The organism is Terrabacter sp. FW104-15G4B, assembly GCF_058790095.1.
Genome location: NZ_JBYTCI010000003.1, coordinates 232,415 through 245,590, shown reverse-complemented (window position 1 = coordinate 245,590; position 13,176 = coordinate 232,415). Strand labels below are relative to the sequence as shown.

Sequence of the window (13,176 nt, the reverse complement as noted above, 5' to 3'; positions counted from 1 at the left end):
CGAGGCACTTGAGTGCCTCGCACACGGCCGCTGTCGTCGACGCCTCAGAGCCCGAGCTTGTCGCCGATGCCGCCGCTCAGGATCTCCTGCGGGTCCACGCCCAGCTTGCTCAGCAGGCCGGCGTGCTGCTCGGTGTCGACCTGGTCCGGCAGCTCGTTCTCGGCCTGGTCGGCCTGCTGCTGGTCACCGCGCTTGCGCAGGAAGTCCAGGACCTGCTGCTTGTCGATCTGCATGGAGGCTCTCCTTCGGTTGCGTTGGGCGCACGGTGCCGGGCTCCCACCCGGATGTGCACCCCTTGGGATGCGTGCCCTGCCGACATACCCGTCGCCTCGGCGACGACTCGGGTGGCGCGCCGGCAGTCGAACGACCGGTCGGGGTCGGGCCACGACCATCTCGACGTGGTCACCGAGACGTTGCCACCACGCCCGAACCTGTGACCGCCGAGACCCGGTGGGTACGCCTCCGACGAGCGCCACCGCCTGGCTCCAGCAACGTGGCTCAGGCGGTGGCGCGCCCATCGTCTCCCGGAGGGGGATTCCTGGCAAACAACCTGTCGAGGGTCGCCTGTGCAGGATCCTCAGTCGAGGTTCAGGGCGTCCTTGGCCTTGCTCGGCGCCGTCGGAGAAGTTGAGGTACTCGTAGCTCACCTCGGTCGCCTCTGCGCCTGCGGGAAGTTGCTCGGCACCGGCAGCTGCTCCAGACAGTCCGCCTTCAGCTCATCGATGGCGGCGAGCCACTGGTTCTGGTGCACGGTGTCGCGCGCCAGCAGAAAGGCTGCAAGCCGTACTGCATGGCGACGGTGATGCCCTGCACCCGGCTACCTTCCGCACCGACCTCCGAACGAAGTCCCGGGTGTCGGCGGGTGGCGGCGGGGTAGGGGCCTGCCATGAGCGACGACCAGAGCAGCACCGGCCCCTACGACCCCGACCAGGACCCCGACACCGACGCCACGATGACCGCGCCGTCGGAGGGAAGGCCCGACCACCCGAGCGAGTCGGAGCGGGCTGACCGGGGCTCGGGTCCGGGTTCGAGTGCCGGCGAGCCGACGGCCCAGGAGCCGCAGCATTCCGACGCCGAGATGCTCGAGGCCCAGGAGGAGGAGGGTCCCTCGGACGAATGACGATTCAGCCGGACTCGCGCGGGTACGCCCCCTGCGTCGGCGGGCTGGCCGCCGACGACGTGCGGTGGGAGATCAGCATGGGCCAGACACCTCGACCGGGCTGCCCTGGAGCAGAGGGCGGGCGCTGAGATGACGACGACGACGCAGCGCAGGAGCCCCTCCGTCCCCGCCGACGAGACCACGAGCCTGGGCCCCACCCGGGTGCGAGCTCCCGGGCGCCGGATCGTCAGCGTGCTGACGACGACCGACCACAAGGTGATCGGCAACCTCTACCTCGCGACGTCGTTCCTGTTCTTCCTGCTCGGTGGCGTGCTGGCGCTGATGATCCGGGCGGAGCTGATGGCGCCCGGGCTGCAGGTGGTGGACAACCCGACGCAGTACAACCAGCTCTTCACCATGCACGGCACGATCATGCTGCTGCTCTTCGCGACGCCGCTGTTTGCAGGCTTCGCCAATGCGATCATGCCGCTGCAGATCGGCGCGCCCGACGTGGCGTTCCCGCGCCTGAACATGTTCGCGTACTGGCTCTTCCTCTTCGGTGGCCTGATCGTGTCCGCCGGCTTCCTGTTGCCGGAAGGCCCGGCATCCTTCGGGTGGTACGCGTACAACCCGCTCTCGGACGTGCGCTACAGCCCCGAGCCGGGTGGGCACCTGTGGGTGTTCGGGCTGATCCTCACCGGCTTCGGCACGATCCTGGGCGCGGTCAACTTCATCACCACGATCATCTGCATGCGTGCCCCCGGGATGACGATGTTCCGGATGCCGATGTTCACCTGGTCGGTGCTGATCACCTCGCTGCTCGTCATCGTGGCGTTCCCGATCCTCGCGGCGGCGCTCTTCATGCTCGGCGCGGACCGCCGGTTCGGCACGCAGATCTTCGAACCGGAGAACGGCGGTGCGCTGCTGTGGCAGCACATGTTCTGGTTCTTCGGCCATCCGGAGGTCTACGTCATAGCCCTGCCCTTCTTCGGGATCATCAGCGAGGTCGTCCCGGTCTTCTCCCGCAAGCCGCTCTTCGGCTACAAGTCGATGGTCTTCGCCCTCATCGCCATCGCGGCGCTTTCCGCGAGTGTGTGGGCGCACCACATGTATGCCACGGGCCAGGTGCTGCTGCCCTTCTTCGCTGTGATGACGATGCTCATCGCGGTGCCGACCGGGATCAAGTTCTTCAACTGGATCGGCACGATGTGGGGTGGCAAGGTCGTGATGGACGCGCCGATGCTGTGGGCGATGGGCTTCCTCGTGACGTTCCTCTTCGGGGGTCTGACCGGGGTCATCCTGTCCAGCCCGGCGCTGGACTTCCACCTCAACGACAGCTACTTCGTGGTGGCGCACTTCCACTACACGGTGTTCGGCACGGTGGTCTTCGCGATGTTCGCGGGGTTCTCGTTCTGGTGGCCGAAGCTGACCGGTCGAATGCTCGACGAGACGCTCTCGAAGGTGCAGTTCTGGATGCTGTTCATCGGCTTCCACACCACGTTCCTCATCCAGCACTGGCTCGGGGTCGAGGGGATGGCCCGCCGCTACGCGGACTACCTGCCGGAGGAGGGATTCCAGGCGATGAACATCGTCTCGAGTCTCGGGGCGTTCCTGCTCGGAGCCTCGACGATCCCGTTCGCGTGGAACATCTGGAAGACCTGGCGCCACGGGGAGCGGACGCAGTCCGACGACCCCTGGGGCTACGGCATGTCGCTGGAGTGGGCAACCTCGTGCCCACCGCCGCGGCACAACTTCCTGGCCCTGCCGCGAATCCGCTCCGAGCGGCCTGCGTTCGATCTGCACCACCCGGAGGCCGCCCCGAGGTCCTGGCTCGCCCCGGACGAGCACGCCTCCGACGAGAACGGGAGCGACTCGGTGACGGAGCCCCAGGAGCAGCGGGCGGGCGGCGCCGCGGCGGCGCCGTGACCGGGCGTCGATCGCGTGGGCGGCGCGGTGGCGGGCGAGCCGTCAGTGGCAGGCGAGCCGTCAGCGGCGTGGCAGCACGGTGAGCACGCGTTCGACGTGGTCCCGGAACTCCTTCATGAACGTGGAGAGGAACGCCTCGGTCGACTCGTCGGTGACGGTGCCGTCCTCGGCGACGAGCCCCGGCGTCAGGGAGATGTACGCCTCGGGAGCGGTCATCTGGCGGGCGTTGCAGAAGCTCAGCACGGCCCGCAGGCTCTGCTGCGCGAGCGCGGTCCCGACCTGTCCGGGGGAGGCGCCGATGACGGCGGCGGGCACGTGGTGGAAGGAGTTGTGTCCCCAGGGCCGGGACGCCCAGTCGATGGCGTTCTTGAGCGCGCCGGGGATCGAGCGGTTGTACTCCGGCGTGACGAACAGGACGGCGTCGGAGGGGCCAGGGCCTCCGGTGGGTAGTCCGAGTCGAAGTCCGGGCTGTAGAGCGGCAGGTTGGCGATCGGCAGCTCGGTGAACTCGAGGTCGTCGGGCGCGAGCCGGATCAGCGCCCTGCTGAGCAGGCGGTTTATGGAGGTCGAGGACAGGCTGCCGACGAAGTAGCCAACGGCATATGTACGCACTGGGTTCTCCTTGCTCCCTGGCCACCCCGGTGGCGGCACCCCACGCGTACCCGGCGGGAGACAGCTCACCCCCGCCGATTATCACTTGGCGTTAGGGCTCCTATAATCTTGTGTACGCGATCGGTGTACGACTCGAGGTGTCTGCGGCAGTGGGCCGCGGCACCCGGACAGAGACGCGGCCTGCCCCGCGGGCGCCGTTCGCAACAGCCGGCACCGACGCCCGCCGCCGCGGCGCGTCCCGTCGGGGCGCCCCGCCGAGCCGTGCACCGACCTGCCGCCGAGGCCCGCCCGTACCACCGAGAAGGACACCCCGCATGCCCCTGTTCCGCCGAGCCGCCACGGCCAGTGCCGTCGCCCTTGTCACCCTGTCCGCCGCCGCCTGCGGCGGGGGTTCCTCGTCCAGCCAGAGCGCCGACAACCCCTACAACCTGCAGCAGCCGGGCACGCTGCGCGCCGGCACGCTCACGGACGCGCCGCCGAACGTCTTCGTCAAGGACGGCAAGTTCACCGGCTTCGACAACGACCTGCTCACCGCCGTCGCCGGCAAGCTCGGGCTCAAAGTCGAGTTCGTGGGCACTGAGTTCAGCTCGCTGCTCGCCCAGGTCAAGACCGGCAAGTTCGACGTCGGCTCCTCCTCCATCAGCATCACCGAGGCCCGCAAGAAGACGGTCGACTTCACCAACAAGTACGACTTCGGCTTCCTCGGCCTCGACGTGCCCAAGGGCTCGCCCATCACGTCCTTCGACCAGCTCGCCGGCAAGCGCGTCGCCGTCGTGCAGGGCACGGTCCAGGACGACTACGCGACCCGCAACAACCTCAACCCGGTGCGGGTGCCCGACTACAACGCCGCGCTGAACCAGCTGCGCTCGGGCACGGCGGACGCCTGGATCACCCCGGCCGAGATCGGCGAGAAGACGGCCGCCGACTCCGGCGGCAAGGTCGTGTCCGTGGCCAAGCAGCTCGACCCCGGCGGCATGGCGTATGCCGTCGCGCCGGGCAACGACAAGCTGAGGGCAGCGCTCGACAAGGGGATCGACGCGGTGGTCGCCGACGGCACGTGGGCCAAGCTGCAGAAGCAGTACTACCCCGGCCGGGAGATCCCGGCGGACTTCAAGCCCGGCAGCGGCGCCGCCGCCCAGTAGTCCGCTCACCCATCACCACTACCGAGAGGAGGGCCGGATGGACATCCTGACCACGTTGAAGGACACGTTCCTCGACCTCGACGCGATGCGCGCCGCTCTGCCCGAGCTGCTGCGCGTCGGTTTGCGGAACACGCTGATCCTGGCCCTCTTCTCGGCCCTGATCGGCACGGTTCTCGGCATGGCACTGGCCGTCTGCGGCCTGTCGCACCGGCGCTGGCTGCGCTGGCCGGCGCGGGTCTTCACCGACATCTTCCGCGGGCTGCCGGCGGCCGTGACGATCCTGCTCATCGGCGTCGGGCTGGCGCCGGTCGGGCTCAAGATCTGGGGGCCGAACCCCTACCCGCTCGGCATCCTCGCCCTGTCGCTCATCGCGAGCGCCTACATCGGCGAGATCTTCCGCTCCGGCATCCAGAGTGTCGACCAGGGGCAGCTCGAGGCGGCTCGGGCCCTCGGCTTCAGCCGCCCCTCGGGCATGCGCCTCGTCGTCATCCCACAAGGCGTGCGCCGGGTGCTCCCCGCCCTGGTGAACCAGTTCATCGCCCTCATCAAGGAGTCCTCGCTCGTCTACTTCCTCGGGCTGCTCGCCAGCCAGCGCGACCTCTTCCGCATCGGGCAGGACGCCGCCGCGAACACGGGCAACCAGTCCGCCCTCCTGCTCGCGGGTCTGTTCTACCTGGTGATCACGGTGCCGCTGACGCACGTCGTCAACGCGATCGACCGGCGGCTGCGTGAGGGCCGGCGCGCCGACGGCGCCGATGGCGGGGACGGTGCTGACGGGGCCGGGAGCCAGCCGGGGAACAACGCCCTTCCCGCATCCTTCGCGCTGTCCCAGGAGGCTCGATGAGCACCGAGTCCGACACCCGGTCCGAGACCGAGTCCGCTACTGGCACTGCGCGTGCCGGCCGCCGCGGCGTGGCCGTCGCGACCCGCGACATCCACCTCGCCTTCGGCTCCAACCGCGTCCTTCGCGGCGTCGACCTCGACGTCGAGGCCGCGACGACGGCCTGTGTCATCGGCCCCTCGGGGTCCGGCAAGTCGACCTTCCTGCGCGTCGTCAACCGGCTGCTCGAGCCGGACGCCGGCGACGTGCTCCTCGACGGCCGCAGCGTGCTGGCCGACAACCCGGACGTCCTGCGCCAGCGGGTCGGCATGGTGTTCCAGCACTTCAACCTCTTCCCGCACAAGACGGTCCGGGCCAACGTCACCCTCGGGCTGACGCGCCTGAAGGGCCTGTCGAAGGACGAGGCCGCAGAGCGGGCGCACCACCACCTGGAACGCGTGGGCCTCGCCCACAAGGCTGACGTCCGGCCGGGCAACCTCTCGGGTGGGCAGCAGCAGCGCGTGGCCATCGCCCGTGCGCTCGCGATGGAGCCCGAGGTCATGCTCTTCGACGAGGCCACGTCGGCTCTCGACCCCGAGCTCGTCAAGGGCGTGCTCGCGACCATGGCCGACCTCGCCGCCGAGGGGATGACGATGCTCGTGGTCACGCACGAGATGGGCTTCGCCCGCTCGGTCGCGCAGCAGGTGCTCTTCATGGACCACGGCCGGGTCGTCGAGTCCGGCAGCCCTGACCAGCTCTTCGACGCGCCACGGACCGAGCGGCTGCAGCGCTTCCTCTCCCAGGTGCTCTAGCCATGCAGCCCAGGCCGTGGCGTGGGCCGGTGTGGGCGCTCCTGAGACGCATGTAAGGTAAGCCTTACCTATCCGGATGTGTGGTCCGACGAAGCGCGCGCCCCACGAGATCACGAAGGCAGCTCACATGACCTCCCGCCCCATGACCACCCTCGGCGTCGCGATCACGGCCGTCGGAGCACTGGCGCTCAGTGCCTGTGGCTCGAGCTCGTCCGCCGGCAGCGGCCCGGGCGCCGGCAGTGGCGCCATCACCGTCTACAACGCGCAGCACGAGAGCCTCACCAAGGAGTGGGTCGACGCGTTCACGAAGCAGACCGGCATCAAGGTGACCGTGCGCAACGGCTCCGACACCGAGCTGTCCAACCAGATCCTGCAGGAGGGCGCGGCATCGCCGGCCGACGTCTTCCTCACCGAGAACAGCCCGGCCATGACGCAGGTCGAGAACGCCGGCCTGTTCGCCGCCGTCGACAAGGCCACGCTGGGCCAGGTGCCGGCCGCCTACCGCCCGTCCACCGGCACGTGGACCGGCATCGCCGCACGCTCGACCGTTCTCGTCTACGACAAGCGCAAGGTCGCGCCGAACCAGCTCCCGGCCTCGATGCTCGACCTCGCCAAGCCGGAGTGGAAGGGCCGCTGGGCCGCGTCGCCGTCGGGAGCCGACTTCCAGGCCATCGTCTCGGCGCTGCTCCAGCTCAAGGGGGAGCAGGCCACCAACGACTGGCTCACGGCGATGAAGACCAACGCCAAGGTCTACAAGGGCAACAGCACCGCCATGAAGGCCGTCAACTCCGGCGAGGTCGACACCGCGCTGATCTACCACTACTACTACTACGGCGACCAGGCCAAGACCGGCGAGAACTCCGCCAACGTCGGCACCCACTACTTCAAGAACCAGGACCCAGGAGCCTTCGTCTCGGTCTCCGGTGGCGGCGTGCTCAAGTCGTCGAAGAACGCCGCAGCCGCGCAGTCGCTGCTGAAGTTCATCACCGGCAAGACCGGCCAGGAGGTCCTGCAGAAGGGCACCTCCTTCGAGTACGCAATCGGCTCCGACGTGCCCTCCAACCCGGCCCTCGTGCCCCTGAAGGACCTCCAGGCGCCGACGGTCGACCCTGCCAAGCTCAACTCCGCCACGGTCACCGATCTGATGACCAAGGCAGGTCTGCTGTAGTTCTGTGGTGACCACCGACCTCACAGCCCCGGGCGCCCACTCAGCGACCGGCGCCGGCCCGGCGCCCACGCCGGGCCCCGGCACCCGCCCGGGCCTGGCGTCCGGGCGCCGGCGTCCGCCCGTGCTCGCCGTCATCGCCGTGCTCATCGCGCTCTTCTCGCTGATGCCACTCGGCTACGTCGCCGCGATGACCGTGGCCACCGGCTGGGACACGGCGGTCGCACTCATCTTCCGGGCGCGCGTGGGCGAGCTGCTGCTCAACACGGTCCTGCTCATGCTCGTCTCGGTGCCCGTGAGCCTCGTGCTCGGCGTCGGCGGCGCGTGGCTCGTCGAGCGGACCCGCCTGCGGGGCCACCGAATGTGGGCGCTGGCCCTCGCCGCGCCGCTCGCGATCCCCGCGTTCGTGAACAGCTACGGCTGGGTGTCGGCCGTGCCGTCGCTCGCCGGCCTGTGGTCCGGCGTCCTCATCTCGGTGCTGTCGTACTTCCCGCTCGTCTACATCCCGGCCGCCGCCACGCTGAGCCGTCTCGACCCCGCGCTCGAGGAGTCGGCGGCCGCGCTGGGCCTCGGGCCCTGGCGGGTCTTCCGCCGCGTCGTGCTGCCGCAGCTGCGCCTCGCGATGACCGGCGGGGCGCTGCTCGTCGGCCTCCACCTGCTCGCCGAGTACGGTGCCTTCGCGATGATCCGCTTCGACACCTTCACGACGGCGATCATGGTGCAGTACCAGTCGACCTTCAACGGCACCGCCGGCAACATGCTCGCCAGCGTTCTGGTCGTGCTCTGCCTGCTGCTGCTCCTGGCCGAGGTCCGCAGCCGCGGCACGGCCCGTTACGCCCGCGTCGGCTCCGGCGGCCAGGCGGCCCCGGGGCGTATGCCGCTCGGCCGGCTGCACGTGCCCGCCCAGCTCGCGCTGCTGCTGCTCGTCGTGCTCGCCGTCGGGGTCCCGATGTGGTTCGTGCTGCGCTGGCTCGTGGTCGGTGGCGCCGCCCTCTGGGCGCCGGACGAGCTGGTTCCGGCGCTGGTCCAGACGCTGCTCTACGGGGTGGCCGGGGCCTTGGCCACCACCGTCGTGGCATTCCCGATGGCCTTCCTGGCGGTGCGCCGGTCGAGCTGGTTCACCCGCTCGCTCGAGCTGTCCAACTACGTCACGAGCTCGATGCCGGGCATCGTCGTGGGTCTCGCCTTCGTGACGGTGAGCATCCGCTACCTGCCTGCGGTCTACCAGACGGCGTTCGTGCTCGTGGCGGCATACGTCCTGCTCTTCCTGCCGCGCGCCCTCGTGAGCCTGCGGGCAGGGCTCGCCCAGGCGCCGCGCGAGCTCGAGGAGGCTGCGCAGGCGCTGGGCGCCCGCCCCTTCGCCGCGTTCGTCCGCGTCACGGCGCGGCTCGCGGCTCCCGCGGCCGCCGGTGGGGCCGCGCTCGTCTTCCTCGCCATCGTCAACGAGCTGACGGCGACGCTGCTCCTGTCGCCCAACGGCACCCACACGCTCGCCACCGAGTTCTGGGCCAAGAGCAGCGAGATCGACTATGCCGGCGCCGCGCCGTACGCCCTGCTCATGGTCGTGCTGTCGGCACCGATGACCTACCTGCTCTTCCAGCAGTCGAAGAAAGCGGCCGGACAATGACTTCCAGATCCCAGACCACGTCGGCGGCCGGGCCGGTTGACGACCCCGGCGCAGTGGAGCGCGGCCGGCTCCAGGTGGACGGGCTCGTCAAGAGCTTCGGCCCGCAGCAGGTCCTGCGCGGGGTCACCCTCTCGGTACCCCGGGGGGGTACGACGGCGATCGTCGGCCCCTCGGGGTCGGGCAAGACGACCCTCCTGCGGCTCGTCGCCGGCTTCGAGCGCGCCGACTCAGGCGCGGTCTCGTTGAGCGGCCGAGTGCTTGCCGGTCCCGTGGGCTGGGTGCCCGCGCACCACCGTGGGGTCGGCTACGTCGCCCAGGACGGCGCCCTCTTCCCGCACCTCACTGTCGGCCAGAACGTCGCCTTCGGGATGGACGGCTCCGCCCTGCCCAAGGGTCGCCGAGCCGTGCAGAGCCGGGTGGGCGAGCTGCTCGAGATGGTCTCGCTCGACCCCTCGTTGGCCCGCCGCCGGCCGCACGAGATCTCGGGAGGGCAGCAGCAACGCGTCGCGCTCGCCCGGGCCCTGGCCCGCGAGCCCGAGCTCATGCTCCTCGACGAGTCCTTCTCTGCGCTCGACGCCGGGCTTCGGGTGGCGACGCGGCGCACGGTCGCGAAGGTTCTCCGCGAGGCGGGGATCACCACCGTCCTGGTCACCCACGACCAGGCCGAGGCGCTCTCCTTCGCTGACCAGGTGGCCGTCATGCGCGACGGGCTGCTCACCCAGGTCGACAGCCCGCTCGAGGTCTACACGCGCCCGGTCGACCGGGCGACCGCCGAGTTCCTCGGCGACGCCGTCATGCTGGAGGCCTGGGCGGACGGCGACACTGCAACCTGCTCGCTCGGGTCGGTCCGGCTCGCGCCGACGGCCCATCGGGGCCGCGTCCAGCTCATGCTGCGGCCGGAGCAGATCCGCGTCGACGAGCACGGCCCGATCCGTGGGGTCGTCATCGACACGGACTACTTCGGGCCCGAGAGCACGGTGCGGCTCGAACTGACCTCGGGCCGCGAACCCGGTTGCGAGACCTCGGCGCTCGCGCGCGAGGGGGAGGTCATCAGCATCCGCCACTCCAACGCGTTCATCGCCGCGAGGGGCACCGAGCTGCGGCTGCGCATCGAGGGCGAGGCGATCGCCTTCCCGCCCGCAGGCGCGAGCGCCTGAGCGGACGCTCCCGAAGATCACCCCGGACGGGTGAGCGCATCGCCTCCCGGCGTGGCCATGCTCGAGTCAGGAGCGGTGCGACGTCAGGGTCGGTCCGTGCCGGTCCGGCGCCGGGAGGGCCCATGGAACATGCTGACTTCGTCCACACCGGGCAGCGGGCCGGCCTCGTCATGGCGGCGGGAGTCACGCCGGCGACGCTCGCGCCCTCGCTCTCCACGCGCTCGTGGCAGGACCAAGGCATCATCACCGGCCTGTCGACCGGCTCCAGCTACCTGCTGGCCCTGACGGCACAGGACGTCATCGACGTGCTGGCCCGGGCCGCGGCGTCGTGGGCCGTGTTCCCCGACACCTGGAACGACCAACGCCGCAGGTCGGCCGCGACCATGGGCTGCGAGCTGGCGATGGCGCCGCTGGGACTGGGGGCCGCCGCCTACCTCGACCGGCGCGGTGTCGAGACGGCCACGGAGGGCGCCGTCCGACAGGCCGCGTGGCGGGTGGGAGCCACGGCGCTCTGCGGCTCGGCCCTCATCCTGGCGACGGCCGGCGTGCGGGCCCTGGACCGGGCTGTGGGAGCCGACGGACGTCTCGCGGCCCTGCCGCTGTCGATCCCCGTCGGCCTCGCGACGTCCGCGCTCATCGAACGCGCCCGACGCCCCGGCTCCGACCGGAGGCTGGACGGCGCCGACGCGGTAGGCGGCGTCAGGCACGTCCCGACGTGGCGGGGCCTTGCCGCCGGAGGTGGCGTCCTCGCCGCGCTCTATGCGGCCGCGTGGGGCGAACGTTGGACCGCGGAGCAGATGCGTCGGCTGGTTCGCGGCCACGACGCCGAGCTGGCCTGGCAGCTGGCGTCCCACGCCGCCCTCCTTGCCGGTGCGGGCCTGGGCGTCAGCGCCTTGTGGACGCGCGCCATGCACCGGATCGAGGCGGTGACGACGACGATCGACCCGTGGATGCGCGCGGCACCCGGCGTCTGGACCCATCCGATGATCAGCGGCGACCCGGCGAGCCTCGTGTCGTGGGACTCCTTGGGGCGAGAAGGCCGTCGCCATGCCGTCACCTTCGTGCGCCCCGAACCGGTCGCCGACCCCCCGGCGCTCCCCGACGGCAGCACCGCACCCGACCTGTCCATCGCAACGGTCATGGGCGAGCCCGCCCGCGCCCATCCCGTCCAGGTCTTCGTCGGGCTGGACAGCGCACCGACCGCGACCGAGCGCGTCGAGCTCGCGATCGCCGAGCTGGATCGGACCGACGCCTGGTCCCGGTCGATGCTCATGCTCGTGTCGCCGACCGGTACCGGCTACGTCAACTACGTCGCGATCGCGGTCGCGCAGTACCTCACCCGCGGTGACGTCGCGAGCGTCACGATGCAGTACTCCAAGCGCCCGTCGCCGCTCTCGCTCGGCAAGGTGCGGGACGCTCGGGAGCAGAACCGGCTGCTCTGGCTGCGCATCCTGGAACGCGTGCGGGAGATGCCGCCGGACCAACGGCCGCAGGTCGTGCTCTTCGGGGAGTCGCTGGGGGCGCACACGAGCCAGGACGTGCTGCTCGGCTGGGGGACCCTCGGGCCCCAGGCGCTCGGCATCGACCGGGCGCTGTGGATCGGCACGCCGAGGGGCAGCAAGTGGGCGCGCGAGGTCACCGGTGCCCCCCGACCCGACGTCGACGCCGGCCTCGTCACGGTCGTCAACGACCACGAACAGCTCATGGCCCTGGGCCCCGAGGCGCGGGAGCGAGTGCGCTACGTCCTGCTCAGCCACGACAACGACGGCGTCACGAAGTTCGGCCTCGACCTGCTCGACCGCAGGCCGGCGTGGCTGGGACCCGACCGGCCCCGCCGCGAGGACGTCCCGGGCAGGTCACCCCGCGGCATACCTGCAGGGATGAGGTGGCGTCCCGTCACGACGTTCTTCCAGACGCTCATCGACATGAAGAACGCGCAGGTGCCCGGCGAGTTCCGGGCCTGGGCCCACGACTACCGGGCGGACCTTCCGGAGTTCGTCCGCGACGTCTACGACCTCAAGTGCACCGACGAGCAGATGGACGCGATCGGCGCGGCCGTGCGCGCCCGCGAGGAGTTCCGTGAGGGCGCCCTGGCGTGACCGGGGGTTCCCCCGGCGGTGGCTCAGGCCCTGCGGAGCAGGGAGGGCCCGAGCTCGAGCAGCTGGGCGCGAAGCGTCTCGTCGTCGACGTCGGCGAGCAACGGGTCGATGCCGGCCTGCGAGACGCCTGCACCCACGACCGAGACGACGACGCGTCGGCGCAGGTCGGGTGAGGGGCCGAGGAGCAGCGTCGTGAGCCGCCGGACGAGGGACTCGAGGTCGTCGTGCGCTGCCATGATGCGCTCGACCTCGGGGTCGCGCATGAGCGCGGCCACCTCCTTGCGGTGGCCGATCATGAGGTCGACGAGCCCGCGCAGGGCCACCATCGCCGCCTCGTCGGGGGAGCTCTGCGCCTCGGCTGCCGTGACGAAGGCAGCCATCTCCTCGAGCGCCGCCCCGAGGACCGCGAGGACGATGTCCTCCTTGGCGTGGAACTGGTAGTAGACGGCTGCCTTGGTGACGCCGAGGTGGTCGGCGATCATCTGCAGCGACGTGCCGCTGACCCCGTGCTCCGCGAAGAGCTCCACGGCGGCGTCGGTGACACGTCGACGGCCGTGCCCGCGCCGGGCCTGTGGTCTGGCGATGGCGACCCTCCTTCCGGACGCGGCCACCCTAGCCGAGGCCTCGGCCGGCTTGTCCGAACTTAGCCGATCGGTTAACTTGAGCACGGCCGACCATCGACGCCCGGCCCCGACACCCATCGGAGCACCCATCCGAG

At 70.7% G+C, this 13,176-nt stretch carries 11 protein-coding genes and 2 pseudogenes; 9 read left to right on the top strand and 4 right to left on the bottom strand.

The genetic code is table 11. The annotated features are described in order from the left end of the window. Positions 1–44 precede the first annotated feature (44 nt). Together AC3WRT_RS04645 and AC3WRT_RS04640 are read right to left on the bottom strand one after the other, a co-directional pair. Entirely contained in the window at positions 45–233 is a 189-nt protein-coding gene (locus AC3WRT_RS04645) for a hypothetical protein (RefSeq protein ID WP_492719649.1), read from the bottom strand. A 363-nt stretch (positions 234–596) separates the two neighbouring features. Then, positions 597–781, bottom strand: a pseudogene (locus AC3WRT_RS04640) (manganese catalase family protein); the annotation flags it as partial. 105 nt (positions 782–886) lie between these two features. Here AC3WRT_RS04640 and AC3WRT_RS04635 point away from each other — a divergent pair. Continuing rightward, positions 887–1,120: a hypothetical protein gene (locus tag AC3WRT_RS04635; protein WP_492719647.1), complete on the top strand. Its 234-nt coding sequence runs from the start codon at positions 887–889 to the stop codon at positions 1,118–1,120. Positions 1,121–1,249: 129 nt separating this feature from the next. Next, positions 1,250–3,025, top strand: a complete 1,776-nt coding sequence (gene ctaD / locus AC3WRT_RS04630) for an aa3-type cytochrome oxidase subunit I (protein WP_492719645.1) — start codon at positions 1,250–1,252, stop codon at positions 3,023–3,025. Positions 3,026–3,085: 60 nt separating this feature from the next. Here the strand turns inward: ctaD and AC3WRT_RS04625 are convergent. After that, positions 3,086–3,636 (bottom strand): annotated as a pseudogene (locus tag AC3WRT_RS04625) (NADPH-dependent FMN reductase). Positions 3,637–3,950: 314 nt separating this feature from the next. Between AC3WRT_RS04625 and AC3WRT_RS04620 the strand changes: the two are divergent. The 7 genes from AC3WRT_RS04620 (at position 3,951) to AC3WRT_RS04590 (ending at position 12,458) form a co-directional block, all read left to right on the top strand. After that, a complete protein-coding gene (locus tag AC3WRT_RS04620; protein ID WP_492719640.1) occupies positions 3,951–4,778 on the top strand; it encodes an ABC transporter substrate-binding protein in 828 nt (275 codons plus the stop codon). A gap of 37 nt (positions 4,779–4,815) precedes the next feature. Next, positions 4,816–5,622: an amino acid ABC transporter permease gene (locus AC3WRT_RS04615; protein WP_492719636.1), complete on the top strand. Its 807-nt coding sequence runs from the start codon at positions 4,816–4,818 to the stop codon at positions 5,620–5,622. Next, the gene (locus AC3WRT_RS04610) at positions 5,619–6,410 is read left to right on the top strand and encodes an amino acid ABC transporter ATP-binding protein (protein ID WP_492719632.1); all 792 of its coding nucleotides are present in this window, start codon (positions 5,619–5,621) and stop codon (positions 6,408–6,410) included. Before AC3WRT_RS04615 ends, AC3WRT_RS04610 begins: the two co-directional genes overlap by 4 nt. A gap of 127 nt (positions 6,411–6,537) precedes the next feature. Beyond that, a complete protein-coding gene (locus AC3WRT_RS04605) occupies positions 6,538–7,578 on the top strand; it encodes an iron ABC transporter substrate-binding protein (RefSeq protein WP_492719630.1) in 1,041 nt (346 codons plus the stop codon). 7 nt (positions 7,579–7,585) lie between these two features. Then, on the top strand, positions 7,586–9,202 hold the full coding sequence (locus AC3WRT_RS04600; protein WP_492719627.1) for an ABC transporter permease: 1,617 nt from the start codon (positions 7,586–7,588) through the stop codon (positions 9,200–9,202). Then, positions 9,199–10,359 (top strand): ABC transporter ATP-binding protein, encoded by a 1,161-nt coding sequence (locus AC3WRT_RS04595; protein ID WP_492719625.1) that lies wholly within the window; start codon positions 9,199–9,201, stop codon positions 10,357–10,359. The genes AC3WRT_RS04600 and AC3WRT_RS04595 overlap by 4 nt, the downstream gene beginning before the upstream one ends. A gap of 122 nt (positions 10,360–10,481) precedes the next feature. After that, positions 10,482–12,458 carry an alpha/beta-hydrolase family protein gene (locus AC3WRT_RS04590; protein WP_492719623.1) on the top strand — a complete coding sequence of 659 codons (1,977 nt, stop codon included), beginning with the start codon at positions 10,482–10,484 and terminating at the stop codon, positions 12,456–12,458. Positions 12,459–12,481: 23 nt separating this feature from the next. Here the strand turns inward: AC3WRT_RS04590 and AC3WRT_RS04585 are convergent, their stop codons facing one another. Beyond that, positions 12,482–13,126, bottom strand: coding sequence for a TetR/AcrR family transcriptional regulator (locus AC3WRT_RS04585; RefSeq protein ID WP_492719621.1), 645 nt, complete (start codon positions 13,124–13,126; stop codon positions 12,482–12,484). Positions 13,127–13,176: the final 50 nt, after the last annotated feature.